Origin of the sequence: Burkholderia sp. AU33545 (assembly GCF_020419685.1) — a bacterium.
Classification (GTDB): domain Bacteria; phylum Pseudomonadota; class Gammaproteobacteria; order Burkholderiales; family Burkholderiaceae; genus Burkholderia; species Burkholderia diffusa.
Window position 1 is genome coordinate 36,303 of sequence record NZ_JAIZRQ010000012.1, and the last position, 26,015, is coordinate 62,317.

Below are 26,015 nucleotides of genomic sequence, written 5' to 3' on the forward strand. Positions count from 1 at the left end.
GCGAAAGCCCCGTCCACCGCCTCTATCGATCAACCTGACGAGCCCGACCATGTCCTTTGTCTCGACCCCGCCGCTGTCGCGTGCGCCGGCGGAAGCGGAACCCGCCAAGCCGATCAAGAACGATCCGTTCTACCCGGATGTATCGCTCGAGCACGCGCGCGACACGATTCGCTTTGACGGGACGATTACCGACGCCCGTCTGCGGCACGAGCTGCTCGCCGCGATCGCCGAGGTCAACGACGAGCTGCGCAGCGCACGCGCGGCGTGGCGCGATTCCGGCATCACGTGCCTCGCCGACGCGCCGGCCGACCAGCTCGACGGCGAAAGCGTACGGCTGCAGCACTACCGGCGCGCGGTGTATTGCCTGGCGAAGGCGACGCTCATTGAGCGGTACCGCGACTACGACACGACTGGCGATGGCGCTCGTCGCGCAGACGAGCTGGAACCCCAGGGCGACGAGCTGCGCCGTGACGCTCGCTGGGCAATCAGCGACATCATCGGCCGCCCTCGCGTGACGGTGGAGCTGATCTGATGGAGGTGCGGGCGCTCCAGGGGGAAACCATCGACGCGCTTTGCTGGCGCGCGCTCGGCCGCACGCGCGGCGTCGTTGAAGCGGTGCTCGACCTCAACCGGGACCTGGCGCAGTACGGCCCGATCCTGCCTCACGGGCTGCTCGTCGAGTTGCCCGACGAAGTACCGCAAGCGGCGCAATCCGGCGCCGAGCGGCTCCAGTTATGGGACTGAAGATGGCTGAACCTATTTCCACGTCGTCCGCAACGGTCGCGGCGCTCGGTGTCGCCACGTTGTCGCTGTTTCCCGGCGTCGACGCCAATGTCGTCATGGGCGCGTTCGCCGGCTCGCTGCTGTTCGTGATGACCTCGGCCGACCCGTCGATCCCGAAGCGCATCGCGTTCTTCGTGATCTCGTTCGTCGCCGGCTGCCTCACGGCCGACCTGTTCGCCGCCGCGCTCGACGCGGTGCTGCCGGCCCGCGTCGAGGTGCACGCCGGCATAGGCGCGCTGATCGCATCCGCGCTCGTCGTGAAACTGCTGCTGTGGTTAATCGCCCAGGCGGATGCACCCGATCGGCTACTGAACGTGTTCAAGGGGAGGGAAAAGTGATGCTCACGACCTTCTACGTCCTGTTGTGCGCGGCGATCGCGCTGCGCCTCGTGACTTTCCGTCGCGGCGCGAGCGCCCATCGGCCGCTCGCGGCATGCCTGGCGTACACGATCGCGGTCGCCGCCGGCGCCGCGCCGATCCGAGCAGCGTTCGGCATGCTACCGCCGGCGAATCTCGCCGACACGGTGCTGGTCGGCGTCCTGTGCCTCGCCGTGTACGGCGTTCGCGGCAACGTCGTCGAGCTGTTCCACCGAGGCAACCCGCGCGACTCCCTGATCGCGCGCGTGCTGCAATTCAAGGTATGGGGGCGCCATGTATAAGACCCTTCGCCTGGGCGATCGTGGCACGGACGTCGGCTACCTGCAGCGCCAGCTCGTCGCCGCCGGCGCGCGTCTCGACACCGACGCGATCTACGGCAACGCGACCCGTAGCGCCGTGATGGCGTTCCAGGCATCGCACGGCCTGGTCGCGGATGGCATCGCCGGCCCGAAGACCTGGTCGACGCTCGCGGCAGGCCGGCGCGACCCGCGACACCTGACCGACGCGGATCTGCAACGTGCAGCCGATCGGCTGCAGGTCGATCTCGCCGCCGTACGCGCCGTCAACGAGGTGGAATCGCACGGTGCCGGGTTCCTGCCGGACGGCCGGCCCGTGATTCTGTACGAGCGGCACATCATGTACCGCCAGCTCGCGGCGGCCGGCATGGACGCGGATGCACTGGCGGCGAAGTATCCAGCCCTGGTCAACCGGAAGCGCGGCGGCTACGCCGGCGACGCGGCGGAATATGCGCGCCTGGCGAGCGCATCGCAGATTTCGGCCGCGTGCGCGCTCGAGGCGACGAGCTGGGGCGCGTTTCAAATCATGGGTTATCACTGGAAGGCGCTCGGCTACCCGGACGTGTTCGCGTTCGTCGACGCGATGAAGGTCAGCGAGGCCGAGCAGCTTGAGGCATTCGTCCGCTTCGTCCTGGCTGACAAGGTGATGCTCGCCGCGTTGCGCGGTAAGAAGTGGGCAAAGTTCGCCGAGCTGTACAACGGCAAGGCGTATGCCGAGCACCTGTACGACGTGAAGCTCGAACGGGCCTTCGATCGCTACTGCCGGGTGGCCGCGTGACGACCGACGCCCGCATCTTCGTCGTCGGCGCGATCGCGCTGGTCGCTGCGGTCGTCGTCATCGCTGTCCAGCATGCGCACCTGGTCGACGCCGGCCAGCGCGTTGACGATCTCGCGCGCGACCTGCGCGAGCGAACGACCGAGCGCGACGCGGCCCGCCGCGACGTGAAGGTCGTCACGCAGTACGTCGACCGCGTCCAGGTCGTCCGCGAGAAGGGCGACATCATCATCAAAGAGGTTCCCGTTTATGTGGATCGCGAAGCTGATCGCGCCTGCGTTGTTCCTGTCGGGTTTGTGCGCGTGCACGACGGCGCCGCCGGCAACGTGCCGGTGGGCGATCCCGGAAGCGCTGATGCGGCCCCCTCGGGCATTGCGCTCTCTGCCGTCGCCGCAACCGTCGCTGACAACTACACCACCTGTCACGAAAACGCCGAGCAACTGATCGCGCTGCAGGCCCGAGTACGCGACACGGAGGAACCGGCGCCATGAAGAAGCCCGACAGCCTGCGCGCGGCGCTCACGGCCGCCCTGCCCGAGTTCGCGCGCGATCCCGATCGGCTGCACATCTTCATCGAACACGGGTCGATCGCCGTCACCGCTGCGAAGTCGCTGTCGTTCGAATACGCCTACACACTCGACGTCATCGTGACGGACTACGCTGGCGATGCGGATCACCTCATGGTCCCGATCATCGCCTGGCTGAAGATCCACCAGCCCGAGCTGCTGCTCAATCGCGATCTGTGCCGTGACGGGTTCAAGTTCCAGGCCGAGCAGCTCGACAATGGAAAATCCGACGTCGAGATCCTGTTGAAGCTGACCGAGCGCGTCGGCGTGATCGAGCAGCCGGGCGGCTACGAGATTCGCCACTTCGGCGAGCCGCCGATCGCGGGGACCTGATGGCTGATCGCCTGTCACGGGCCGAGGATTGGGCGTCCGGCCTGCTCGGCCAGCTCACGTCCGCGCAGCGCGCGGTCCTGGCGAAGCGGCTGGCCGTCGAGCTGCGCCGGCGCCATTCGCAACGCATCGCTGAAGCCCGCAACCCGGACGGCAGCCGGTACGCGCCGCGCAAGCCGCAGGCCCGCCGCAAGAAAGGCCGCATCCGGCGCGCGATGTTCGCGAAGCTGCGCACTGCACGCTTCCTCAAAACCGCCTCGAGCGCCGACGCGTCGGTCCTGCATTTCACGCGCCAAGTCGAGCGCATCGCGCGCGTGCACCAGGAGGGCCTCCGCGATCGCGTCGAGCGCAACGGGCCGGTCGTCCAGTATCCGGTGCGCGAGCTGCTTGGCCTGGCCGATGCCGACGTCGACCGGATCGCTGACGTCGTTCTGGACTTCCTGTCGCGATAGCGAGACGCTGTACCCGTTCGCGTTGGGTCACGGTTGTTAGCCAGCCGTGTACAACCCTTTTCGCGTGATCCTCTCCCGCGCGCGCGGCATCCTTGCCGCATGGATGATTTTGCTGACCTGAACCGCCGCATCGAAAGCCTTTTGCGCGAAGGCACCGTGATCGAAGTCGACCATGGCGCCCGCCGCGTTCGCATCGAATCCGGCGGCCTGCAAACCGACTGGATTCGCTGGCTCGCGCAGCGCACCGGCGACAGCATCGTGTGGGACCCGCCGTCGATCGGCGAGCCGGGCCTGCTCTTCTGCCCGTCCGGTGAGCCGACGACCGGCCTCTTTCTCCCTGGCGTGTACTGCGACGGCCACGACTCGCCCAGCTCGAGCCCGACGCAGCACGTGCGCCACTACCGCGACGGCGCGCGCATCGTGTACGACTTCGCCGCGCACGCACTCACCGCCACGCTGCCCGCTGGCGCCACCGTGCACGTCATCGCTCCGGGCAGCGTCACAGTCGAAACCAATACCGCGACGGTCAAGGCGCAATCCGTCACGCTCGACGCCGACGATACGACCGTGACCGGCTCGCTGCTCGTGAAGGGACCGCTCACGTTCGAATCCGGCGCGACCGGCAAGAATGGGGGTAGCACGGGCGGTATCGGCTCCGTGATCGAAATTCAGGGCAGCGCCCACTTCACCGGCACCGTGACCGCTGACGTCGACGTGCAGTCGCGCAACGTCAGCCTCGTGGGCCATCCGCACCAGGCGCAAGGCGAATTCGCAGAGACGTCGAAGCCGATCCCGGGAGGCGCATGATCGGCATGAACGCCCGCACCGGCCGCGCAATCGCCGGCCAGGCCCACATCGAGCAATCCGCCGCGGACATCCTGTTCACGCCGTTAGGCACGCGCGTGATGCGCCGCGAATACGGTTCGCTGCTGCCCGACCTGATCGACGGCCCCGTCAATCCCCTGATGCGCATGCGCGTGATGGCGGCGTCCGTCATGGCGCTGGCCCGGTGGGAGCCGCGCATCCAGGTCAACCAGGTGGACTTCGGTAGCACGGGCATCGACGGCGGCGCGGTGCTCGAGCTGCAAGGCGAGCGCACGGACGGACCGCACGCCGGCTCGCCCTTCTCCATGCACCTGCCGGCAACGAACGGTCGAGGTGCGGCATGAGAACCACGCCCATCGATCTGTCGCAGCTCCCGGCCCCCGACATCGTCGACGAACTCGACTACGAAACGATCCTGGCCGAGAAGAAGGCACGCCTGATCTCGCTGTATCCGAAGGAGCAACAGGACGAGATCGCAGCCACGCTCGAGCTGGAATCGGAGCCGATGGTGAAGCTATTGCAGGAAGGCGCGTACGAAAAGATGTTGCTGCTGGCGCTCATGAACGAGAAAGCGCGCGGCATCCTGCTCGCCTACGCCAAGCGCACCACGCTCGAGCACATCGGCGCTCTCTTCGACGTCGACCGTCTGCTGATCTCGCCGGGTGATCCCGACCAGGGTATCGATCCTGTCTACGAGGATGACGACAGCCTGCGCGAGCGCATCCAGCTCGCGCCCCGCGGTTTCTCAGTCGCCGGCCCTGACGATGCGTACGTGTTCCACGCACGCGCCGCTGACGGGCGCGTGAAAGCGGCGACCGCCTACAGCCCGTCGCCATGCGTGATGATCGTCACGATCCTGTCGCGCGAGGGTGACGGCACGGCGAGCCACGAGCTGATCGACATCGTGAAGAAGGCGCTGGAAAAGAAGCGGCCGCAGGCGGACGAGGTCATCGTGCAGAGCGCGAAGATCGTCCGATACGCGATCCGCGCGACGCTGCGATTCTTCAACGGCCCTGATCGAGCGGTCGCACTTGCCGAAGCACAGAGAAAGACGCGGCAATTCACCGAGTCGATGCATCGGCCGGGTTCCGAAGTCACTTTGGACGGCCTGTACGCGTCGATGCGCGTCGCCGGCGTCCAGAAGGTGCTGCTCGACACGCCGGCCGAAGGCGTGGCGATCGCGATCGACCAGGCGCCGTATTGCACGGGTATCGAGCTGAAGGACGGCGGGGTGGCCGATGACTAAGCCTGCCCACTCTCTGCTACCGCCGAACGCGACTGTGCTCGAGCGGCGCCTGACCGAAGCCAATGCGGACGTGCGCGACATCCCGGTCGAGATCGACACGCTGATGGACCCGGATCGGATCCCGCTGCGCTTTCTCCCCTGGCTCGCCTGGCATATGGGCGTCGACACCTGGCGCGATGAATGGCCCGAGCAGGTAAAGCGCGCCCGCGTGAAGTCCGCGATCCGGATCGCCCGTAAAAAGGGCACGGCCGACGCCGTGCGCGATGTCTGCGCGTCATTCGGCGCAAACGTGATGATGCGCGAGTGGTTCGAGAAGACGCCGCGCGGCGTGCCGGGCACGTTCGAGATCGTGATGACGGTCGGTGCGCGCGACGGCGTGCCGGCCACCGCGCAGTACGTCGCGGACATCATGGCCGAGGTCGATCGCACGAAGCGAGGGACCGCGCACTACACCTTTACGCAGGGTTTCAACGTGACCGGCGCAATCGGCGTCGCTTGCGCTGTACGTGCGGCCGTCTATCGCCGCCTCTCTCTCACGGACTAACGGACATGGCTGGAAACCTCATCTACATCACGGACGCTGGCCGCGCCGCACTGGTCGCGCTCGGCAACACCGGCACGACCGCGCGCCAGGTCACGCAGATTGGTCTCAGCACGGCGGCATTCACGTTCAAGCCGGACATGACCGCTCTACCGAACGAACTGAAGCGCATCACGACCTTCGGCGGCGACACCGTCGCGAAAGACACGATCCACCTCGTGATCCAGGATGACAGCGCGGACCAATACAAGCTGTACGGGTTCGGCCTGTACCTGGACAACGGCGTGCTGTTCGGCGTCTACGTGCAGAACACGCCGATTCTGGAAAAGGCGCCGGCGTCGATGTTGCTGCTCGCCACCGACACCGAGTTCACGTCCATCGATGTGGCAAAGCTGACGTTCGGGCCGACGTCTTTCCTCAATCCACCGGCGACCACCGAGCGCAAGGGTGTAGTCGAGCTAGCGACACAGGCCGAGGTCGACGCGGGCGCGGACAACACGCGCGCCATCACGCCGAAGACGGCGGCCGCGCGATATGCACCGCTCGCCAGCCCCGCGATCACCGGCTCGGCGAGCATGACGTCCGCGCCTGGCGCTTCCGATGCGCAGTTGGCAATCAAGGCCCAGTCCGGCGCGTTGAACCGGGAAGCAAAGTTGCGCTTCCACGGCACCTTCGGCTCGGGGACAGGGACCGCCGACGCCGGCGTCCGCCTCATCGCCTCGATCCGCGCCGCTTTCATCGGCGGCACGTGGGGCAAGGAGTCGCTCGGATTCTGGATCAACAACGGTTCCGTAAACGACGCTGCGAGCGACGCAAAACAAAAGCGCGTGATGAATCTGACGGCGGCAGGCATCCAGGTCGACGGCGGCCTGAGCACGACTGTGCGCCCGACGTTCGCCGGCAATCTCGCCTGGGATGCCGGGAATTTCAATCCGCCCGACTATGTCAGCAAGGTCCAGACAAACGCGCAGAAGATCCTCAGTTCGCTGTATCTCGATCGCACCGGGATCGGCGGCACGACGTCCCTTTTCCTCGACGGCGACGACGGGCAGGAGCAGGTAATTGCGTTCCGCACGGACGGCAAACACAAATGGCTTCTGTCCAGCGCCGCCGCCCTGTCGAACCTGAATCTGTTCCGCTACGACGACAACGGGGCAAACGCCGGATCGGTGCTGTTCATTGATCGCATGACGGGCCGCGCGTCGCTCGCCGTGCGTCCGCGCTTCAACGGGTACGAAGCCTGGGATGCGGGCAACCTCGACCCAACCCGCTTTCTCACGTATGCGGGCGCGAATCAGCACGCGACAGGCTCGTATCTGTTCGAGGGGAGCATCGTCACGGCGTCGCCGGACGTATCGGGCGTAACCATCGGCCGCAACGGAGCGTTGCCGAACGTGCTGTGGCGCTACAAGGATGGCGCGGTCGACGAGAAGCTGTGGGACGTCCAGGCATACGGATCGAGCCTGCAGTTCCGCGCGGTCAACGATGCCTGGCGTGATTCGAATGCGTGGCTGACGGTTCTACGAAACGGCGTCAAAGTCACCAGCATCATCACGTCGGTTCGCCCACGGTTCGCCGGCAACCTTGCGTGGGACGAGGGCAACTTCAACCCCGGTGATTACGTCTCGAAGACCGCGACGGCTGCACAGAGCATCGTTGGAGAGCTGACCGTGGACCGAAAGGGGCGCGGCGGCCGGGCTGCGTACTCGATGGACGCTGACGCCGGGCAGGAGAAGGCCGTGATCTTTCGGACGGCCGGCGTGCTTCGCTGGGCGCTCTCGTGTTCCGGCACAGCGGACGCGCTCAACCTGAACCGATTTGCGGACAACGGTACGAGCCTCGGCGCAGCACTCTCGATTGCGCGCGATACCGGCGTGGCGGCGCTCGCCGCACGCCCGACCTGGGCCGGTGCGACACCGTGGGACAGCATGAATCTGACGCCGCTCGACAAGAAGACCGGCGGCACGATGGCTGCCCCTCTCTACTTGCTTGCCAAAGCCGGAATCAACGGTTTCGAGGACGGCACCGGGGATAGAGCAAGTTACAGCACCTACAACTTCGCGTTGAAGGGTTGGAACGGCATGGGGATGCGCTCGTATGACGGAAGCGTCAACGGGTATTACGACTTCCGTGCCGGCAAGTGGGACGTCAAGGGTGGGTTCTATGTGAACGGCGCGCGTGTGTGGGACCCAACAAACCTCACGCCGCTCGACCGGACCATCGGCGGCCAGATCAACGGCACGGTGACACTTTACGGCGCCGGCGACAATGGCTCGCCGCTCGTTTTCAATTCGAATGGCTATGCGCCGCGCATCCAAGCGCAAGCTTCGACGAAGCAACTGATATTCGCGAACGCCGCGAACACTGCCGCGAATATGGTGGTTCAGGATAACGGCACCGTCAGTTTCCCACGGGCGCGACCGAGCTGGGCCGGCCTCACGCCGTGGGATACGGGCAACTTCGATCCGAACGCGAAGATCAATCGCGGTGGCGACACCATGAACGGGCGGCTATTTCTCGCGCGCGACGGGTGGGATGCAGACATCGGATTGCGCTCGGCAGATGGTTGGCAGACGTTCCTCCGCGCGCGGCGTGGTGGCGGAATCGAAATCATCAACAGCGCATACAACAACGTACCGGCGTTCTTTGAGGATAACGGCAATCTACATATCGGCGGGTCGACCTATCAGAGTGACGGCAACGTCTGGATGCCGTGGGCGGGAAAGTATCTCAGCGCACTGTTTGGCGGAAGTCTCGATCTTGAATTCAGCCGGGGGAATCCGGCGATCTGGCGGCACCCTAGCGGATTCCTTATTCAGCTTGGATACCAGACTGGCCCATTCCGAGAGGGTCATCCGCCCGTTGTGCATTTTCCGCTGGCCTTCCCTTCCGGGTGCATGAATGTGCAAGCGACAGCACATAACGCTAGCGGCTCGATCGATTCCGACGTTTGGATGCAAGTGCGCTGGTGGAACAACGATGGATTCCAACCTTTCGTGCAGTCGTCTGGTCAAGGCGCAATCGATGGTTTCTTTTGGCTGGCAATCGGGTGGTGAGTGATATGGGACAAAAATACGCAGTGGTTGACGAAACGCGGCGCATCGTTGCTTTCTATGACGACGCCTTGCATAGCAAAAAGGCCATCCCGGCCGGAGCAATCCAAATCAGTGATGACGAACATCGCGCACTCCTTGAGGGGCAGTCTCATGGGAAATGCATGGCTCTCTGTGTCAGAGGACGTCCTGCTTTCGCAGATCATCCTCCGCCGCCCATCGAAGAACGCATCGAGGTAGCAAAAAACAAGCGCAACCGCCTACTGGAGCAGACCGACGGCATGGTCGCACGGCATCGAGACCAAGTCGAAGAAGGTATCGAGACAACACTGACCGAAGCGCAGTACCGCACGCTGCTCGCATATCGCCGCGAGCTTCGTGACATGACCAGAATGAAAGGATTTCCGGAAGTCCAGTGGCCCGCTTTTCCGTTATGAAGAGCGACCAAAAGCGCAATTTCACCTCTCTGGGCGCCTGCCCAATTCGCATAGGAAGAAACAGAAAATGGCAATCAAGAAAGACATCGTGCTCGAATCGACCGGTGTGCAAGCTGCCTACCACGTCGTCAGCAACGTCTCGATCGATGCAGCATCGAAGTACACAAGTGGAACGGTACAGAGCTACGTGTCGGAAGCGACGTTCAAGTCAGGAAAGTTGCCGCTGCAGGGCGGCGTAACGATTTTCGTGTCGGGCATGCCGGAAGCCAACGAGGGGGCGTTCGCGTATATCCAGCGACGACTGGTGGAACCGAAGCCCGAAGGTGAGGCCGCGAATGCGGACGAGTCGATGATGTACGGCACGGCCGACCGATACATGCTCGCCGGTGGCGAATTCGTCGCGTAACGCGAGGCAGGAAGGATAGGACGCGGCGACGTGCGCGATGCAGGAACATCGTGCACGCCCCGCACCAGCAGAGTATGCCTGCAGGATTGGCCAGGGCCGCGACACCTCTCGAGAGGCGCCGGCATCCTAGCACAGGCAGGAAACACCCCATGCAGGACATCCGATGCGGAAGCTGTAACCGCAAACTCGGCGCCGGCGAATACGTCCGGCTCACCATCAAATGCCCGCGGTGCGGCGCAATGAATATTCTGAGGGCCGCGAGCCCCCTACCCGCAGGCCATCGAGCCTCCGATACGAGGGAATCGCCCCATGCAGCAAACCATCTCCGCTGATCTGATCAACCGCGTGCACCAGGCCGACGCCCTGAGCGTCATGCGCGCGCTGCCCGATGCCTGCGTCGACCTGGTCTTCACCGATCCGCCCTACTCGTCCGGCGGCACCACCAGTGCGTCGCGCAGCCAGGCACCGTCGAGCAAGTACATCGGCGGCGACGTGAAGACCGTCTATCCTGAGTTCCAGCACGACAGCAAGGACCAGCGATCGTGGACGTTCTGGTGCATGACGTGGCTCGCCGAAGCCTACCGCGTGTGCCGCAACGAAGCGCACCTGGCCTGCTTCGTCGACTGGCGCCAGTTGCCGAGCCTCACCGATGCGATCCAGGCCGCCGGCTTCACCTGGCGCGGCGTCGCGGTGTGGGATAAGACGAGCGGCCGCACGCGGCCACGCATGGGTGGCTTCGCGCAGCAGACCGAGTTCCTGGTCTGGGCGACGAAGGGCGCCGTGCGCCGCGCCGACGTGTATCTGCCTGGCGTGTTCTCCGAGCGCCTCGCGCATCCGAAGCGCCACATGACCGAGAAGCCCGCGCAGCTCGCGCGCGACGTCGTGCGCCTGGCGCCTGCCAGCGGCGTCGTCCTGGACCCGTTCGCCGGGTCCGGCACGTTCCTCGCCGCAGCGAAGGGGGCCGGCCTGAACTGGATCGGTTGCGAGCTCGAACCGACCTACCATCAGGTCGCGACCGCACGCCTGGCCGAGCTGGACGCGCTGCCCGTCGCGGCATAGCGACGGCCTGCAGCGGCTTCGGTTGTACCCGGCCGCTGCACAACCTCCGGCGCGTGATCTCCGCGCGCGCGGAAGGCAATCTTTCGGAAGGCTCACTTCCGGGAGAAACGCTTGCCTTCTGATTACCACCACGGCGTACGCGTCATTGAAATCAATGACGGTACGCGCCCCATTCGCACGGTCAGCACCGCCGTGATCGGCCTGGTCAGCACCGGCGACGACGCCGATGCGGGCACCTTCCCCGAAAACCGGCCCGTGCTCATCACGGACGTGCAGGCCGCGATCGGCAAAGCTGGCACGAAGGGCACGCTCGCTCGCTCGCTGGACGCGATCGCCGCGCAGACCTCGCCGCTGATCGTCGCCGTGCGCGTGCCGACCGGCAAGGATGCAGACGCCACGACCAGCAACGTGATCGGCACGACCAACGCGGACGGCCAGTACACCGGCATGAAGGCGCTGCTCGCCGCGAAGAGCAGGCTCGGCGTGAAGCCGCGCGTGCTCGGCTGCCCTGGCCTCGACACATTGCCGGTTGCAACCGAGCTGGCGACGATCGCGCAGAAGCTTCGCGGCTTCGGCTACGTCAACGCTTTCGGCGCGAAGACGAAGGAAGAAGCCGTCGCCTACCGCGCGAATTTCGGCCAGCGCGAGCTGATGACGATCTGGCCGGACTTCGTGAACTGGAACACCACGACCAACGCCGAGGACATCACCTGGGCGACGGCGCGCGCGCTCGGCATGCGCGCAAAGATCGACGAAGAGACCGGCTGGCACAAGACGATCTCGAACGTCGCCGTGAACGGCGTCACCGGCATCAGCCGCGACGTGTTCTGGGACCTGCAAGACCCGAATACCGACGCCGGCTACCTGAACAGCCACGACGTCACCACGCTCGTGAATGCGAATGGGTACCGTCTGTGGGGATCGCGCACCTGTTCCGAGGACAAGCTGTGGGCGTTCGAGAACTACGTGCGCAGCGCGCAGGTGATCGCCGACACGATGGCCGAAGCGCACATGTGGGCCGTCGACCAGCCGATGAGTCGCACGCTGATGCGCGACGTCGTCGACGGCGTGAACGCGAAGTTCCGCGCGTGGAAGACCGCCGGCTACCTGATCGACGGCGAGTGCTGGTTCGATCCGGCCGCCAACGAGAAGGATTCGCTGAAGGCTGGTCATGGCTTCATCGACTACGACTTCTGCCCGACGCCCCCGCTCGAAGACCTGACGTTCCGCCAGCGCATCACCGATCGCTACCTGGTCAAGTTTGCGGAAAGCATCGCCGTCTGACAGACCGCTATTCACCATAGGAAAACGCAATGGCTCTGCCATCCAAACTCAAGAATTTCAACGTGTTCGAGGACGGCGTTTCGTTCGTCGGCGAGGTGCCCGAGATCCAGTTGCCGAAGCTCACGCGCAAGATGGAGGCGTATCGCGGCGGCGGCATGAATGCCGAGGTCGACATCGATCTCGGCATGGAGAAGCTCGAGCTGGGCCTCACGATGGGCGGCTTCATGAAGGAGATGTTCAAGACGTGGGGCACGTCGAAGATCGACGGCGTGTCCGTGCGTTTCGCCGGCTCGTATCAGCGCGACGACACCGAGGAGACCGATGCGATCGAGGTGTACGTGCGTGGCCGCTACAAGGAGATCGACCCCGGCAAGGCGAAGGCCGGCGACAACGCCGACCAGACCGGCACGATGTCGCTGTCGTACTACCGCCTCGTGTGCAACGGCGAAACCCTGATCGAGATCGACATCCCCAACTTCGTCGAGATCGTCGGTGGCGTCGATCGCCTCGCGCAGCAGCGCCGCGCGCTCGGACTCTAACCACCCTTCCACTACCCATTCAGGAACCACACCATGCAATCGAAGCAATCCGTCGTCATCTCGCTCGACACGCCGATCACCCGCGGCGAGCAGGAAATCACCGCCGTCACGCTGATGAAGCCGCTCGCCGGCGCGCTGCGCGGCGTCGCGCTCACCGACGTCCTGCAGCTCGACGTGATCGCGCTGTCGAAGGTACTACCGCGCATCAGTGACCCCGTTCTCACCACGCAGGACGTGCTGCGCCTGGACCCGGCCGACCTGCTGCAGCTCGGCACGGAGGTGGCCGGTTTTTTGGTGCCGAACTCGTCGAAGGTAGACGTCTCCCTCGATCCGTCGACGACGTGATGGCCGACATCGCGCTCGTGTTCCACTGGTCGCCCGAGGTTATGGCGACGATGTCGCTGCCCGAGCTGATGGGCTGGCGAGAGCGGGCGCGTGAACGCTACGAACAGGGTGACGAATGAGTGCCCGATCTCTCCGTCTCGAGGTCGTCCTCAAGGCGCTCGACCAGGCGAGCCGGCCGATTCGCGAGATCGCCGCGAAGAACCGCATCCTGGTAAATGAGCTGCGGGATTCCCGCGCGCGCCTCAAGGAACTCAACGATACGCAACGGCGCATCGGCGAATTCCGCGAGATGCGCACGGGGCTCGCCAATACCGCGACGAAGCTCGCAGACGCGCAGAAGAAGGTCAAGGAACTCGCGACGTCGTTGCGCGCGTACGGGCCGCCATCGCAGCAGATGGTCGCCGAGTTGGCGAAGGCACGGCAAGCCTCGTCAAAGCTTGGCGTCGCGTTCAAAAAGCAATCCGCCAGTGTCGACGAGCTGCGCAGCCGGCTCAGTCGCGCCGGCGTCGACACGAGCAGGCTTTCCCTGCACGAGCGCACGCTGCGCACCGACATCGCCGCAACGACCGGCGCGATCGACGCCCAATCGCGTCGCCTTGACGCGCTGAACAGCCGCCAGAAACGCATCGCGGACGCGCGCGCAAGGATGGGCGCCACGCGCGGCGCCGCTGCCGAGATGGCGATCGGCGGATACGCCGCGCGCGCGACCGGCAAACACCTCCTCGACGATCTGCGCGAACCGCTGGCCGAGGCGAAGAAGGTTCAAAACGAGCGCGGCCGAATCCTGGGGCTCGGCCTGGGCGACCGCGCGACGCAGGATGCCGAGCGCTACGTGCGCGCGATGAAGACGCCGGGCGTGGCGATCGCCGAGAACATGACGCTGATGCGCGACGCGATGTCCATCTTCGCGGACGAGCATCACGCGCAGATGGTGATGCCGACGCTCGCGAAGATGAAGTTCGCGAACGAGGCGATGTTCGGTGCCGGCCAGGGGCACGAGAACGAACAGAAGTTCATGAACATGCTGAAGGTGATCGAGCTGCGCGGCGGCACGAAAAGCGAGGCAGCGTTCAAGAGCGAAGCGAACATGGTCCAGCAGGTGCTGACCGCGACGGGCGGCCGCGTCGGCGGCGACGAGTGGCGCAACTTCATCCAGACCGGCAAGGTCGCGGCGAAGCAGATGCGCCAGGACGCGTTCTACTACCAGATGGAGCCGCTGATTCAGGAAATGGGCGGGCATGCGGCCGGGACCGGCGTGCAGGCCGCGTACAGCAACCTGATGCAGGGCAAGACCACCGTGCGCGCGGCGAAGCGCTTGGTCGAGCTGGGCCTGGTCGACAAGAAGTCGGTCGAGTACAACACGATCGGCAACGTGAAGCGCATCAAGCCCGGCGCGCTGATCGGCGGCGATCTCTTCAACGCGTCGCCGTTCGAGTGGTTGGAGAAGGTGCTGCTGCCGAAGCTGAAGGCCAAGGGCATCACGTCCGACGCGAAGATCCTGGAGGAATTCTCCACGATCATGACGAACGGTAACGGCGCGAACCTGTTCGCCACGATGTACATGCAGCGCGAGCAGATTCACAAGAATGAAAAGCTGAACCGTGGCGCGTACGGCATCGACAAGCTGCACGAGCTGGGCCAGAAGCAAACGGAAGGCAAGGAGCTGATCGCTCTCGAGAAGGTGCGCAACCTGCGCACCGTCATCGGCGAGCAAGTGCTGCCTGTGTACAACCGCGCGCTCGAGCTGACGACGAGTGTGCTCGAGCGGCTGCTCGGCTTCGCAAAGGAATACCCGAATTTCACGCGTGCGGTCGCGATCGGTGCCGCCGGCCTCGGCGTGCTGCTCGCCGTGCTCGGCACGCTGACGATCGCACTCGCCGGCATTCTCGGGCCGCTGGCGATTGTGCGCTTCAGCATGTCGATGCTTGGCATCCAGGGCGGCGTCTTCGTGCGTGCGCTCGGCGCCAGCGCCGGCGCGCTGCGCGGCATTTCGCGTGCAGCGTCCGGCGCAGCCGCCGGCGTCACGGCAGCCGGCAAGGGCACGCAGTCCGCAGCCGGGCGCATCCGCACGGCGCTGTCGAGCGCATGGCAGGCGTCATCGCCTCGAGCCGCCGCGTCGTCACTGCGCACCTATCTCGTGTCGCTCGCGCAGCGCGTGCCGGCCGCGTGCCAGGCCGCGAAGGCGTCGATCCAGCAATGGGGCGTGTCGGCCGCGACCGCGATGAAGGATGGCGCCGGCGCCGCGCGGCAGTACACCGTCCAGGTGTGGCGCGCCGTCGCCGCACAAGCGGCCGCCACCCGTGCGGCAGCGGCGTCGCGCTGGACGACGGCGCGCCAGTACGTCGCCCGGCGCGGCGTTTCCGGCCTGGCCGTCGACGCAGCGCGCGGCGGCCTCGATCTGGTCAAGGGCGGCACGATGGGCGCGATCAACGGCGTGCGAGCTGCGCTCGGCGGGCTTGCGCAGACGCTGCTGTTCGTCGGCCGCGCCGCGTTGATGAATCCGATCGGACTGGTGATTGCCGGCATCGCGCTCGCCGCACTCCTGGTCATCAAGTATTGGGAGCCGGTCAAGGCGTTTTTCTCGGGCTTTTGGCAGGGGCTGACGGACGGCCTGCGTCCGCTCGCGCCGATCTTCAGCGGCGTGCTCGCGACGCTCGGCGCGGCGTTCGCACCTCTGAAGCCCGTGTTCGACTGGCTGGTCGGCGCCGTGAAGAGCGCATGGGACTGGATCACGCGTCTGCTGGGGCCGGTCGACGCGAGCAAGAAAAGCCTCGACGCGGCGGCCAGCGCCGGCAGGGGGTTCGGCGCGTGGCTCGCGGACATCGTCGTTGTCGCGGCGCAGGCTGCTGCGCGCTTCGTCGACTTCGGCGCGAACCTGATGTCCGGCCTGGTCAACGGCATCAAGAGCGGTCTCGGCTCCGTGAAGGATGCGATCGAGTCGGCCGGCGGCAGCGTGATCGGCTGGTTCAAGGAAAAGCTCCGCATCCATTCGCCGAGTCGCGTGTTCGCCGCGCTCGGCGGCTTCACGATGGCCGGCCTCGAGCAAGGGTTGCGCGAGGGCCAGGACGGCCCGCTATCGACCGTGATCGAGGTTGGTAAGCGGATCGTCGCCGCCGGCGCCGGGATCGGCATCACGGGCGCGGCGATCGCCGGCGGCGCACCGCTCACCGTCGACAACCGGGCGCCGCTTACGGTCGCGTCGGCCACCGCACGCGCGCCTGCCGCACCAGCGCCCGTCACGATCCATGTCTACGCGGCGCCCGGCATGGACGAGCAGGCGCTCGCGCAGAAGGTGCTGCAGGTGATGCGTCAGGAACAAGCCGCGCAGGCCGCGCGCGAACGCTCGCGTCTGCGCGACCGAGATTGAAGGAGAGGTTGTCATGATGATGGCGCTCGGGCTGTTCGTGTTCAGCCTGTCGACCCTGCCCTATCAGGAGCTGAAGCGCCGGCGCGGCTGGCGTTTCGCCAGCAACAACCGCGTCGGCAAAAAACCCGCGCGGCAGTACGTCGGCGAGGACGACGAGACCATCAGCCTGTCGGGCGTGTTGCTACCCGAGCTGACGGGTGGCGACCTGTCCTTGGCTGTGATTGAGGCGATGGCGAACCAACACACCGCCTGGCCGCTGATCGAAGGCACCGGCCACATCTACGGCATGTTCACGATTGATAACATTGTCACGACGCGCACGCTGTTTTTCGACGATGGCACCGCGCGGCGCATCGAGTTCACCATTGCACTGACGCGCAACGATGATCTCGACATGCTCGGCATCGTGACCGACGCCATCAAGGGGGCGATCTCACTATGAACCTGGCCGACATCCCGGGCGCCGACCTGTTGCAGAACGTCGTGATCGCCGATGATCGCGTGCCGCGTGCGATCTACTCGATCACGCTCAACGGCAAGAACATCACGAAGAAGTTCGACGGCCGGCTGATCTCGCTAACGCTGCAGGACAACCGTGGCTTCGAGGCGGACCAGCTCGACATCACCCTCGACGACTCGGACGGCGCCCTCGAGATCCCGAGTCGCGGCGTTACGCTGAAGCTGTCGATCGGCTGGGCCGGCGCGGCGATCGGCCTGGTCGACAAGGGCGAATTCATGGTCGATGAGGTTCGGCACACCGGCACGCCGGATGTGCTCACCATCCGCGCGCGCAGCGTCGATCTTCGCGCGGGTCTGTCGATCAAGAAAGAGCGATCCTGGCACCGGCAGACGGTCGGTGCCATCGTGCGCGCGATCGCCAGTCAGAACAAGGTCGAGGCGCGCATCAGCAAGGCGCTCGACGCTCAGCTCGTCGACCACATCGACCAGACGGCCGAATCGGATGCAAATCTGCTGTCGCGCCTGGCGAAGATGTTCGACGCGATCGCCACAGTGAAGAACGGGCTGCTCCTCTTCATCAAGGCCGGCGAGGCGACCACAGCCAGCGGTAAGCCGTTGCCGGCCGTCACGATCACGCGCGACGTCGGCGATCGCCACGCGTTCGGCGTGGCAGATCGCGACACGTATTCCGGTGTGCAGGCGTTCTACTTGAACACTCGCACCGCGAAGAAGCAATCGACCACCGTGAAGCGGCGCAGGCGTCGCACGACGGCGAAGAAGAAGCCGATCGACAAGAGTGGCGAGGTGATGTTCGGCACGGCCGAGAACGTGAAGACGTTGCGGCATACGTATGCGAACAAGGGCAACGCGACGCGTGCGGCGAAGGCAGAGTGGGAGAAGTTGCAACGCGGCGTCGCAGAATTCAGCATCGTGCTTGCGCTCGGCCGCCCCGAGCTGATGACGGAATTACCAGTAACCGTGCGCGGTTACAAACGTGTCATCGATGATTGCAACTGGATCATTGCGCGCGTTACACACTCGATCGACGGTAACGGCGGATTTACATCGGACCTCGATCTGGAGGTAAAAGCTAGCGAGGTGCCGGAGATCGACACCTCGGAGTAGGAGTGACGTTACGTCAGTAACAACGTGCGGATGTTCGACAGACTGAGCATCGCGCTCGACACCTGCGCCAGTAGGGCAGCACGATCGCTGGCCGATAGATCGCGCACTGCACACGCATTGCGGTTCCCCGCTACAGTGGTAATCGCGCGCCCACACTGGGCGGCAATCGTGGCGTCTGCACAGCGCTGGATTACCTCGTCCTCGGCTGTTCCAATCGGGCACTGTGGATCTTCATGCTGGTAGGTCACTACGGCTTCCTCTTCGGATATTTTGAGAGGCGCTACGACGTGAAACGGCATTCACGCGTGCTGTAACGCTGCCCCATTTTCGTGCTTTTTTCAGACAAATGGAATGAAGGAGAAAGCCCCGTGAAAGTTAGGAAAACGCCTATCTTTCGCAGGCTTTCTCCCGCCTCTCGTCCCCCGCCCCTGCGAAGCGCGCATTACTGCAACAACAACTATCGCTCGAATCATGGTCTCCCGGACGACTCCCCCTCGGCTCAACTGGAATCTGCTGCGCGCATACAGCGAGATCGCGCGCTATCGCAGCATTTCGGAAGCGGCGCAGGCAATGGGCGTGCAGCGGCCGACCGTCAGCGAGAAGGTGTCCGCGCTCGAGCGCGTCCTCGGCCGCCTGCTGATGGAGCGTCGTTCGGGAAGTGATGGGTTTCGGCTTACCGATTTCGGAGCGCAGCTCCGCACCGTCGTAGCGCGGTTCGATCGTGAACTCGCTGCGTTGTGCGAATTGTCTCGTGAGGAATCAACCGAGCTGACAACGATCGACGTGTTAGGGGAAGTCGAAACAGCGATGGCGGCGCTCGAGCGCGCCGCAGAGACACTTCGTCAGTCCTGATCTTTCACACTGCTCTTACGCGGCGATCGCGAGCCCTGCGTGCGCTCCGCGTCTGCCTGCGCGTCTTTCAGCGCCTGCAGCGCCGCAGCATCCAGTTTCGCCGCTCGGTTTTCAGCAAGGCGCGGAAGCCGCTTCGCCGGCGCGCCTGAGATCGTCATCGTACCCGCGAGCAGGAAGCCATTGATCGACGCCTGGACGGCCGTGCGGCCGATGTCGTTCAACTGGCGAAACCCTTCGAGCAGCTCGGCTTCGTCGTCCGGCATGGAAGCCCCCTGCGCACGCTCGCCCGTGATCACGTACAGCACGTCGACCCCGGCCTTCGAAAGCGCCGCCAGATAGTTCGCGTCAGGCGATCGGGCATCGGCTTCGTAGTTGAACTCCGCCTGTTTCCCGAGCCCGCCGAGCGCAGCGAACTCCGCCTGGCTCATGCCAATGCGCATCCGCTCCTCCCTCAGCCGTAATCCGATTGTTGTATCAGACATCTTGCGTAATCGTTTTGAGTAACTTACACTTCACTTACCCCTAGTGAAGCACTATCGAAATTGAGTATACCCGCCATGACTACCCACAAAGGCCCGCGGCGTGCGCCGCCGGGCGTCATGTCCAGCAAGACAGTTTCGCTGCGCCTCCTTCCCACAGAGCGTGCCGGGCTGGAGCAGCTCGGCCGCCAAGAGCGGCGCTCGCTGTCGAGCCTGGCGCGTCTCATCTACCTCGAAGGGCTCCCCCTCTACCTCGCCAAGATGTCCTCGTTTGAGGACACCACGGGCAACGTTTCCGCAAGCTGAACCCGAGGTGACAACCATGTACCCCGATCCCAAGCGCGTCCGAGAAAGGCGCCTGATGGTGCGGTTCGACGATTACGAATACGCGCTCATCACTGCACTCGCCAACTACCAGGGCGAGCAAACCGCAACGCTGATTCGCCAGATGGTCCTGCGCGAAGCCGCCGAGGCTCTGTTGCCATCGAGCAATGTAGCCCACGAGCGCGGCTAAAGGCAGCAGCTCAGAAGCAGCCGATTCCATGCCCGAACTCGAAATCACATTCACCGAGCAGGACGCCGAACTGCTCGAGCGCGTGCGACAGCAGGAAGGTCTCGCGACGCTCCAGCAGGCGGCCGAATGGCTCGTGAAGCGACGACTGCGTCTCGGCACACGTCGCCTCACCGGACGAGACCGGGCTCTCTACGTCGTCCACAACAGCAGCCGTTCTTAACGCGGCAGTCTCCGACAGGAAGTCACGATGAAATTGAAGTGTCACCACTGCGGCAGCCGCGCCGTCATTCGAACCAGCCGCACGCTGTCCGCTCTCGTTCGTGAGGCGTACTGCCAGTGCACCAACATCGAATGTGCGACGACCTACAAGATTCACGTCGCGACCGTCCATACGATCGCGCCGAGCCTCAACCCGAATCCGCACGTGTACGTGCCGATCGGCAAGGTTGATCGGCTTCCGACCGATTCGCGACAGCTCCCGCTGCTCGACGCCTAAGCCCTAACCCGCTTTTTCGCTGAACACCCATCGCGCCCGCTCTGCGGGCGTGAGGGACTCCTTTTGCCTGAAATTTCTAGGAGGCCGTATGCAAACGCTGATCCCCGCACCGATCGCCGCACTCGCCCATTCGCTGTCCTACGACGAGCGTGTCGCTTACCTCACGAAGATCTTCGCAGCCGACGTGCGCGCCGATGTGTTCGTCGCATCCGCCCGTGCGTTGGGCTTCGTCGTGTCGTGGGACCTTGCGCGCGGTACGCCGGTGCTCGCCTGGATGCACTGACGCGATGCGCGCGCCCCTCTCCGAACTCGACCTGCGCGCGATGTGGCGCCGCCTGCGCATGGTCGGCAGTTTCGACGCCCTGTGCCCGGCGGCCCGCCACGCATTCGAATGCACGGCGAACGTGTGGCGCGATCGAGAACCCGTCCCCGAGCTGCCGACCGTCGACGGGAAATGCCGCGCCGCGAACGACTTCGACTGACCCATCCGCGCCGGCCGCCGGCGCACTCACCTGGAACCACAACATGAAGCCCTACGTTTTCAGCATCAGCGTGTTGCTGATGCTTTCCCTCTCCCTCACCGGCATCTACTGCCTGGTCGCCGATGTGCTGCGCCTGTTCGACGTTCGAAACACCCGTGCGATCGCTTTCGTGATCGGCGTCGTCGCGATGGTCGCGATTGTCGCGGCGCTTGCTTGGTCCGTCCCGCCGCGAGGGTAATGCGATGACATCCAACACAAACCCCTTCTGGTTTCAGTCAGTCGACACGTCCTACAGCAACGTGCTGTTCACCATCCACCACGACGGCCGCATTACGATCGCCGACCACCTGACCGTCGACGACGCCGCTCGCGAATTTTGGAACGCCGTCCGGCGCTTGAATCCGCTCACGCTACCGCTGGTGGCTCGACGTGATCTCACTCAGAACGACATCGAGGAGCTGCGCGCAGCGTTCGCATCGAGGCGTAGCGCCGACGTCATGCGTCTGATACCGGACGTCACGATGAATCACCGCGAGCAACGTGTCCGCATCGTCGTCGCGAAGCTCATGTCGCACCACGGATACGCACAGGCGAATCCGGACCAGGACGTCCTCGAGCTGCAGAGCCCGCGCGCACGTGCCTGGGTTTCGCTGGCCCGCGTAATCGTCGACGCGCTGTTTCCCGGCCAGAAGGGGTGATACGTGAACCACGAACCCACCATCCGTTACGAGCTGCTGACGTCGGCCGGTCTGCGTACCGTCGCCGGCGATCACGTCGTCATCCCCAACGACGCCAGCGCCGCATTCGGCATCCACGCCGAGCCGCACGTGCGCGACGGCCACCCCGAGAAGTGGATCGTCACTCACCTCGCGTCAGGCATCCGGATCGGCCACGGCGCAACGCGCACCGCAGCGCTTGCCAGCGCGACGTCGAACGTCGAGCGCAATCGCGATCGCCTGCGCGCGACGCTCGACCAGGCAATGACCTCGCGCTACGAGCTGCAGCACGCTGTTCAACGCCTGCAGCAGAACCATCACGACATCCTCGGAGGTACAGCAGCATGACGCACACAACCCCCCCTCACGACGCCGCGCTCGCTGCCTCCATCGCGGCGGCCGCCGACGCCCTTCGCTTCGACCATGAACCCGGCGGCCTGCAGCGCGTCGCGGTGCTCGCGCTGTTCGTGAGCGTCCTTGGCGATCGCCTGGCGCTTGCCTTCCCCGCGTCGGCCGGCGCGCTCCGCGCGCTCGTCGACAGCCCCGCGACACCCGGCAACCCTGCCGCCCTCTCCCTGCATCAACAGCAACAGCAATAACAATGGCCTCGATCGACGAACTGAAACAACGCATCGACCTGCACGACCTCGCCGATCGCCTCGGCCTGAAGCGCGGTCGCGGCGGCGACCGCGCGCTCTACCACTCGCCGCAGCACGACGACAAGAGCCCGTCCCTGTCGATCTACGTGAACCACCCGAAGCACGGCACCGGCTGGCGCGACCACAGCGCCGACGTTGGCGGCTCGTGCATCGACCTGGTGATTCACACGCGTGGCGGCACGGTCGCCGACGCGGTGCGCTACCTGCACGACGCGTACGGCATCCCGCTCGACCGCCAGGCGCCGGCCGAGCGCCGCGAGAAAACGACCGTCGAGTACATCGCCGATCGGTGCTTCGCCGAGCGCGACCAGGTGCGCGAATACCTCGGCGGCCGTGGCATTTCAGCCGCCGCGATCGACGCGGCGATCGCATCGCGCTCGCTGGGCTTCAACACGTGGACCAGCTCGAAGGTCGCCGCCGGCGAAGTCGGCCACGCCGGCCCGGCCGCCGCGTTCATCGTCCGCGCACCTGGCGACGCGCGTGTCGTCGCCGTCGACATGCGCTACATCGATCCGGCGCTCAACGGCGGCGTCAAGACGCAGACCCAGGGCGACAAGGCCGGCTACGGCTGGACCGCCGATCCGCGCCGGCTCGACAAGGCGAAGCGCGTGTTCATCGTCGAAAGCGCGATCAATGCGCTGTCGATCGACACCTGTGCGATGCCTGGCGCCGCCGCGCTCGCGCTGCGTGGCCTGGCGAACGTCGACGGCATCGACTTCACGTTCCTGCGCGGCAAACAGGTCGTGATCTGCCTGGACAACGACGAGCCGTTCGCCGACGGCCATCCACGCGCCGGCCGCCGCCCTGGACCGGAAGCCGCCTGGGCGCTCTACGAACGGCTGACGGCGCTGAACATCAGCGCCGTGCTCGTCGACCAGGCCGACTGGCTCGCCGACCTCGCGGACGGCGAGAAGACCGCCAAGCCCATCAACGACGTCAACGACTACCTGCAGCTGCGCGGCCCGCTCGAGCTGTCGCGCGCGCTCGAGCAGCTCGAGCCTTGGCTCATCGCCGGCCTGGCCGGCGACGCCACACGTCGTGGCCGGCCGCGCATCTTCCTGCCGTCGCACGACTTCGCGCAGTACTGGCGCTTCCGCGTGCGGCCGGACTTCACCAGCTACATCACGAAGATGGACCGCAACGAGGAATCCGGCGTCGAAACGCCCGTCATGACGGATCTGTGCGGCTTCCGCATTGCCGGCATCAGCCGCGTGTCGGTCGCGAGCGCGACGTCGACCATGACGGGCGACGCCGACCAGGCACCGACCGTCTACTTCGCCGTGTCCGTCCAGGCGCCGCGCCACGGCGCGCAGCTCGTGCGCCGCGTGATGCTCGACGACCAGTTGCACAACGTCGACCAGTGGGGCAAGTTCGGCCCGATCTGGGCGCCGGCGCCATTCAAGCGCATGGTCAACATCCTCGAGCGCGGCGCCGACCTCGGCGCGCGCCAGGCGGCAAACTTCGTCGGGCTCGCCTGGCGCGACGGCCGCCTGATCGTCAACGAAGGCCCGGACTGCTACTTCACTGAAGCCGACAAGCAGTGCCCGTATCACAACCTGACCTTCCCGACCGGCCCGGCCAGCGACGCGCGCCGCGTCATCACCGCGTACCAGGCGACGTTCAAACAGAACGCCGCGACGATTCCGCTCGTGTGGGCGCTCGGCGGCCACCTGAAGGCGCTGCTCGGCTTCTGGCCGCACATTACGATCCAGGCGAACAAGGGCGCCGGCAAGTCGACGCTCATCAAGCGCCTTGAGCGCTCGCTCGCGTTCACGATGTTCTCCGGGCAGTCGCTGCAGACCGAGTTCCGGCTGCTGACCAGCATCAGCCACACGAGCCACCCGGTCGGATGGGAAGAGCTGTCCGCGCGCCGGCAGGACGTGATCGACAAGGCCGTCGGCCTGCTGCAGGAGAACTACCAGTACACCGTGACGCGTCGCGGCACCGACATGACGGAATACCTGTTGTGCGCGCCCGTGATGCTGGCCGGCGAAGACGTGCCCGTGCGCAGCCTGCTTGGCAAGCTCGTGCGCACGACGCTGACCGGCAAGCGTGGCCCGCTGATGCCGGACGACCTGCCGCGCTTCCCGGTTCGCCAGTGGCTCGAATTCCTCGCCGGCCTGGACAAGCGCGCCGTGGTCGACCAGTACGCGACGCTGCGCGACAAGGCGCTGGCCAACTGCCGCGCGAGCGGCGAGGACGACGGCGCGAAGCGGATGTCCGGCAACTATGCGGCCGTCGCGCTCGCCTGGGGCTACCTGTGCGAGTTCGCCGGCATGGACCCGACCGAAGGGGACTTCCCGCGTGACCTGCTCGCCGAAATGAACGGTCACATCGCCGAGACGAGCGCCGATCGCGAGCCGTGGGTCTGGATCATGGAAACCGTGCTGTCAGAGATCGACGGCGGCAATTACAAGCACCCGTTCACGTTCGATACCGTCGACGGCGAGTTCTGCCTGCTGCTGCGCACCGGGCACGTGATGGACCACATCGCCCACACGAGCGCGCTGCGTGACAAATGGAATGGCCTGCCGGTCAAATCCGATCGCGTGTTCAAGGCCCAGCTCAAGCACGCTGGCGTCGTCGTCGGCGAGAAGGAAGTCGAGCGCCGCATCTACACCCGACGCGTGCCGTACCTCACCCCGATCTCGCTGGACCGCTTGACCGGCTTCGGGCTGCACGTGTCCATCCGTGAAGACCTGGCGACCGATGCCCGGCAAGGGGCTGCAGCGTGACGCCCTCTCAGCCGATGCGGCCGCCACGCGGCCGCACCCCTTCCCACCCTCTTACCGGCCGCGTAGCGGCCCTGTATTCGGGTTTGCGGTACGTGCGTCGATGCGCGCAGCAATCGGCGCACGCCGTCACGCGGCCCGCGTGCTGTCCGCTTCCCCCCGTCCCCCCCGCAAGTCGAAACGGCCGGGCAACTACGCGGGCCTTGAGGGAGAGGGGGCGCGCGAGCCGGTTTTTCCACAGGGAACGGGCAGGCAGCGCACGCGAATCGTGGTTTTCGGGGCCGTCCGCTCGTAAGTCTTTGATTGTTGAGAAGAGTGCCGCCATGAATCGCCTTCGAATTGCCACTAGTCGAGGCGTTTTCGCCACTAGTCCGGTTTTTGCGCCGGCCGCCGCCGTCCCTTTTTCTCTTCTCTCTAATTCATTGAAAAAGAAGAAGAAAGAATACGTAGAAGGGGCGGAAATTGATCGAAACGCTACGCCACGAGTCGGGCGCGTTTTGCCACGAGTCGCGGGCGCTGCCTATTTTTTAGGCCACGAGTCGGAAGGGGGTGCCACGGGTTTTTCATGGCAAATGATGGCAAGCAAAAACCTTAAAAATCAGATGGTTACGTATGAATAACGGGGCATGCCACGAATCCACGAGTTGTTTTGCCCCTCCCCCTGCCGCGTCGCGCTCGGGAGATAGCCCGATGCACACCGTCAACCTTGAGCAAGCGGCCGCGTTGCTCGGCGCACATCCGGAAACGGTGCGCCTGAAAGCAAAGGCCGGCGACATCCCGGGCCGTAAGGTCGGGAAGCGCTGGATGTTTTCGACGGTTGC

The 26,015-nt window shown here is 65.3% G+C and carries 39 protein-coding genes and 1 pseudogene; 38 read left to right on the top strand and 2 right to left on the bottom strand.

The window, feature by feature from the left end; genetic code table 11:
- The first annotated feature begins 49 nt into the window (after window positions 1-49).
- From LGM71_RS31450 to LGM71_RS31565, 24 genes are all read left to right on the top strand, one after another.
- Window positions 50-532: a head completion/stabilization protein gene (locus tag LGM71_RS31450; protein ID WP_226118373.1), complete on the top strand. Its 483-nt coding sequence runs from the start codon at window positions 50-52 to the stop codon at window positions 530-532.
- The gene (locus LGM71_RS31455) at window positions 532-744 is read left to right on the top strand and encodes a tail protein X (protein WP_226118375.1); all 213 of its coding nucleotides are present in this window, start codon (window positions 532-534) and stop codon (window positions 742-744) included. The genes LGM71_RS31450 and LGM71_RS31455 overlap by 1 nt, the downstream gene beginning before the upstream one ends.
- A gap of 2 nt (window positions 745-746) precedes the next feature.
- A complete protein-coding gene (locus LGM71_RS31460) occupies window positions 747-1,121 on the top strand; it encodes a putative holin (protein WP_226118377.1) in 375 nt (124 codons plus the stop codon).
- Window positions 1,121-1,441, top strand: coding sequence for a phage holin family protein (locus LGM71_RS31465; RefSeq protein ID WP_226118379.1), 321 nt, complete (start codon window positions 1,121-1,123; stop codon window positions 1,439-1,441). The genes LGM71_RS31460 and LGM71_RS31465 overlap by 1 nt, the downstream gene beginning before the upstream one ends.
- The gene (locus LGM71_RS31470; RefSeq protein ID WP_226118382.1) at window positions 1,434-2,234 is read left to right on the top strand and encodes an N-acetylmuramidase domain-containing protein; all 801 of its coding nucleotides are present in this window, start codon (window positions 1,434-1,436) and stop codon (window positions 2,232-2,234) included. Before LGM71_RS31465 ends, LGM71_RS31470 begins: the two co-directional genes overlap by 8 nt.
- The gene (locus tag LGM71_RS31475) at window positions 2,231-2,722 is read left to right on the top strand and encodes a hypothetical protein (protein WP_226118385.1); all 492 of its coding nucleotides are present in this window, start codon (window positions 2,231-2,233) and stop codon (window positions 2,720-2,722) included. The genes LGM71_RS31470 and LGM71_RS31475 overlap by 4 nt, the downstream gene beginning before the upstream one ends.
- Window positions 2,719-3,129, top strand: coding sequence for a phage tail protein (locus LGM71_RS31480; protein WP_226118388.1), 411 nt, complete (start codon window positions 2,719-2,721; stop codon window positions 3,127-3,129). The genes LGM71_RS31475 and LGM71_RS31480 overlap by 4 nt, the downstream gene beginning before the upstream one ends.
- Window positions 3,129-3,578, top strand: a complete 450-nt coding sequence (locus LGM71_RS31485; protein WP_226118390.1) for a phage virion morphogenesis protein — start codon at window positions 3,129-3,131, stop codon at window positions 3,576-3,578. The genes LGM71_RS31480 and LGM71_RS31485 overlap by 1 nt, the downstream gene beginning before the upstream one ends.
- A gap of 99 nt (window positions 3,579-3,677) precedes the next feature.
- Window positions 3,678-4,385, top strand: a complete 708-nt coding sequence (locus tag LGM71_RS31490; RefSeq protein WP_226118392.1) for a phage baseplate assembly protein V — start codon at window positions 3,678-3,680, stop codon at window positions 4,383-4,385.
- Complete coding sequence (locus LGM71_RS31495; protein ID WP_226118394.1) at window positions 4,382-4,747, top strand: GPW/gp25 family protein; 366 nt, start codon at window positions 4,382-4,384, stop codon at window positions 4,745-4,747. Before LGM71_RS31490 ends, LGM71_RS31495 begins: the two co-directional genes overlap by 4 nt.
- Complete coding sequence (locus LGM71_RS31500) at window positions 4,744-5,649, top strand: baseplate J/gp47 family protein (protein WP_226118396.1); 906 nt, start codon at window positions 4,744-4,746, stop codon at window positions 5,647-5,649. The genes LGM71_RS31495 and LGM71_RS31500 overlap by 4 nt, the downstream gene beginning before the upstream one ends.
- Window positions 5,642-6,193 (top strand): phage tail protein I, encoded by a 552-nt coding sequence (locus tag LGM71_RS31505; RefSeq protein WP_226118398.1) that lies wholly within the window; start codon window positions 5,642-5,644, stop codon window positions 6,191-6,193. Before LGM71_RS31500 ends, LGM71_RS31505 begins: the two co-directional genes overlap by 8 nt.
- A 5-nt stretch (window positions 6,194-6,198) precedes the next feature.
- Complete coding sequence (locus tag LGM71_RS31510; protein WP_226118400.1) at window positions 6,199-9,246, top strand: hypothetical protein; 3,048 nt, start codon at window positions 6,199-6,201, stop codon at window positions 9,244-9,246.
- 5 nt (window positions 9,247-9,251) lie between these two features.
- Window positions 9,252-9,680, top strand: a complete 429-nt coding sequence (locus tag LGM71_RS31515) for a phage tail assembly chaperone (protein ID WP_226118402.1) — start codon at window positions 9,252-9,254, stop codon at window positions 9,678-9,680.
- Between the two features lie 67 nt (window positions 9,681-9,747).
- The gene (locus tag LGM71_RS31520; protein ID WP_226118404.1) at window positions 9,748-10,086 is read left to right on the top strand and encodes a hypothetical protein; all 339 of its coding nucleotides are present in this window, start codon (window positions 9,748-9,750) and stop codon (window positions 10,084-10,086) included.
- Window positions 10,087-10,235: 149 nt separating this feature from the next.
- Window positions 10,236-10,418, top strand: coding sequence for a Com family DNA-binding transcriptional regulator (locus tag LGM71_RS31525; RefSeq protein WP_175742700.1), 183 nt, complete (start codon window positions 10,236-10,238; stop codon window positions 10,416-10,418).
- Window positions 10,396-11,145, top strand: a complete 750-nt coding sequence (locus tag LGM71_RS31530) for a DNA-methyltransferase (protein ID WP_226118406.1) — start codon at window positions 10,396-10,398, stop codon at window positions 11,143-11,145. Before LGM71_RS31525 ends, LGM71_RS31530 begins: the two co-directional genes overlap by 23 nt.
- A 111-nt stretch (window positions 11,146-11,256) precedes the next feature.
- Window positions 11,257-12,429: a phage tail sheath protein gene (locus LGM71_RS31535; RefSeq protein WP_226118408.1), complete on the top strand. Its 1,173-nt coding sequence runs from the start codon at window positions 11,257-11,259 to the stop codon at window positions 12,427-12,429.
- A 29-nt stretch (window positions 12,430-12,458) separates the two neighbouring features.
- Window positions 12,459-12,968, top strand: coding sequence for a phage major tail tube protein (locus LGM71_RS31540; protein ID WP_226118410.1), 510 nt, complete (start codon window positions 12,459-12,461; stop codon window positions 12,966-12,968).
- A gap of 33 nt (window positions 12,969-13,001) precedes the next feature.
- Window positions 13,002-13,313, top strand: coding sequence for a phage tail assembly protein (locus LGM71_RS31545; protein WP_226118412.1), 312 nt, complete (start codon window positions 13,002-13,004; stop codon window positions 13,311-13,313).
- The gene (locus tag LGM71_RS31550; RefSeq protein ID WP_226118414.1) at window positions 13,313-13,432 is read left to right on the top strand and encodes a GpE family phage tail protein; all 120 of its coding nucleotides are present in this window, start codon (window positions 13,313-13,315) and stop codon (window positions 13,430-13,432) included. Before LGM71_RS31545 ends, LGM71_RS31550 begins: the two co-directional genes overlap by 1 nt.
- The gene (locus LGM71_RS31555; RefSeq protein WP_226118425.1) at window positions 13,429-16,680 is read left to right on the top strand and encodes a hypothetical protein; all 3,252 of its coding nucleotides are present in this window, start codon (window positions 13,429-13,431) and stop codon (window positions 16,678-16,680) included. Before LGM71_RS31550 ends, LGM71_RS31555 begins: the two co-directional genes overlap by 4 nt.
- A 13-nt stretch (window positions 16,681-16,693) precedes the next feature.
- Window positions 16,694-17,122 (top strand): phage tail protein, encoded by a 429-nt coding sequence (locus LGM71_RS31560; protein WP_226118427.1) that lies wholly within the window; start codon window positions 16,694-16,696, stop codon window positions 17,120-17,122.
- Window positions 17,119-18,264 carry a phage late control D family protein gene (locus LGM71_RS31565; protein WP_226118429.1) on the top strand — a complete coding sequence of 382 codons (1,146 nt, stop codon included), beginning with the start codon at window positions 17,119-17,121 and terminating at the stop codon, window positions 18,262-18,264. Before LGM71_RS31560 ends, LGM71_RS31565 begins: the two co-directional genes overlap by 4 nt.
- Window positions 18,265-18,272: 8 nt before the next feature.
- Here LGM71_RS31565 and LGM71_RS31570 read toward each other — a convergent pair whose 3' ends face one another.
- On the bottom strand, window positions 18,273-18,512 hold the full coding sequence (locus LGM71_RS31570; protein ID WP_226118431.1) for a hypothetical protein: 240 nt from the start codon (window positions 18,510-18,512) through the stop codon (window positions 18,273-18,275).
- Between the two features lie 223 nt (window positions 18,513-18,735).
- Between LGM71_RS31570 and LGM71_RS31575 the strand changes: the two genes are divergently transcribed.
- Window positions 18,736-19,116, top strand: a complete 381-nt coding sequence (locus tag LGM71_RS31575; protein ID WP_226118433.1) for a helix-turn-helix domain-containing protein — start codon at window positions 18,736-18,738, stop codon at window positions 19,114-19,116.
- On the opposite strand, the gene LGM71_RS31580 is transcribed toward LGM71_RS31575, so the two are convergent.
- Complete coding sequence (locus tag LGM71_RS31580) at window positions 19,107-19,598, bottom strand: helix-turn-helix domain-containing protein (protein ID WP_413226928.1); 492 nt, start codon at window positions 19,596-19,598, stop codon at window positions 19,107-19,109. The genes LGM71_RS31575 and LGM71_RS31580 overlap by 10 nt on opposite strands.
- Window positions 19,599-19,673: 75 nt before the next feature.
- On the opposite strand from LGM71_RS31580, the gene LGM71_RS31585 reads away from it, so the two are divergent.
- From LGM71_RS31585 to LGM71_RS33240, 13 genes and pseudogenes are all read left to right on the top strand, one after another.
- Window positions 19,674-19,901, top strand: a complete 228-nt coding sequence (locus tag LGM71_RS31585) for a hypothetical protein (protein WP_226118435.1) — start codon at window positions 19,674-19,676, stop codon at window positions 19,899-19,901.
- Between the two features lie 16 nt (window positions 19,902-19,917).
- On the top strand, window positions 19,918-20,109 hold the full coding sequence (locus LGM71_RS31590; RefSeq protein ID WP_017432096.1) for a hypothetical protein: 192 nt from the start codon (window positions 19,918-19,920) through the stop codon (window positions 20,107-20,109).
- A 28-nt stretch (window positions 20,110-20,137) separates the two neighbouring features.
- Window positions 20,138-20,329, top strand: coding sequence for a hypothetical protein (locus LGM71_RS31595; protein WP_012734469.1), 192 nt, complete (start codon window positions 20,138-20,140; stop codon window positions 20,327-20,329).
- Window positions 20,330-20,356: 27 nt separating this feature from the next.
- Complete coding sequence (locus LGM71_RS31600) at window positions 20,357-20,605, top strand: ogr/Delta-like zinc finger family protein (protein ID WP_006757081.1); 249 nt, start codon at window positions 20,357-20,359, stop codon at window positions 20,603-20,605.
- A gap of 88 nt (window positions 20,606-20,693) precedes the next feature.
- On the top strand, window positions 20,694-20,888 hold the full coding sequence (locus LGM71_RS31605) for a hypothetical protein (RefSeq protein ID WP_226118436.1): 195 nt from the start codon (window positions 20,694-20,696) through the stop codon (window positions 20,886-20,888).
- A gap of 4 nt (window positions 20,889-20,892) precedes the next feature.
- The gene (locus LGM71_RS31610) at window positions 20,893-21,087 is read left to right on the top strand and encodes a hypothetical protein (protein ID WP_226118437.1); all 195 of its coding nucleotides are present in this window, start codon (window positions 20,893-20,895) and stop codon (window positions 21,085-21,087) included.
- 43 nt (window positions 21,088-21,130) lie between these two features.
- On the top strand, window positions 21,131-21,325 hold the full coding sequence (locus tag LGM71_RS31615) for a hypothetical protein (RefSeq protein ID WP_226118438.1): 195 nt from the start codon (window positions 21,131-21,133) through the stop codon (window positions 21,323-21,325).
- Window positions 21,326-21,329: 4 nt separating this feature from the next.
- Complete coding sequence (locus tag LGM71_RS31620) at window positions 21,330-21,785, top strand: hypothetical protein (protein WP_226118439.1); 456 nt, start codon at window positions 21,330-21,332, stop codon at window positions 21,783-21,785.
- A 3-nt stretch (window positions 21,786-21,788) separates the two neighbouring features.
- Window positions 21,789-22,151 carry a hypothetical protein gene (locus LGM71_RS31625; protein WP_226118440.1) on the top strand — a complete coding sequence of 121 codons (363 nt, stop codon included), beginning with the start codon at window positions 21,789-21,791 and terminating at the stop codon, window positions 22,149-22,151.
- On the top strand, window positions 22,148-22,402 hold the full coding sequence (locus LGM71_RS31630; protein ID WP_226118441.1) for a hypothetical protein: 255 nt from the start codon (window positions 22,148-22,150) through the stop codon (window positions 22,400-22,402). The genes LGM71_RS31625 and LGM71_RS31630 overlap by 4 nt, the downstream gene beginning before the upstream one ends.
- Before the next feature lie 2 nt (window positions 22,403-22,404).
- Window positions 22,405-25,197: a toprim domain-containing protein gene (locus tag LGM71_RS31635; protein ID WP_226118442.1), complete on the top strand. Its 2,793-nt coding sequence runs from the start codon at window positions 22,405-22,407 to the stop codon at window positions 25,195-25,197.
- A gap of 320 nt (window positions 25,198-25,517) precedes the next feature.
- Entirely contained in the window at window positions 25,518-25,814 is a 297-nt protein-coding gene (locus tag LGM71_RS31640; protein ID WP_226118444.1) for a hypothetical protein, read from the top strand.
- 70 nt (window positions 25,815-25,884) lie between these two features.
- A pseudogene (locus tag LGM71_RS33240) lies at window positions 25,885-25,974 on the top strand (DNA-binding protein); the annotation flags it as partial.
- Between the last annotated feature and the right edge of the window lie 41 nt (window positions 25,975-26,015).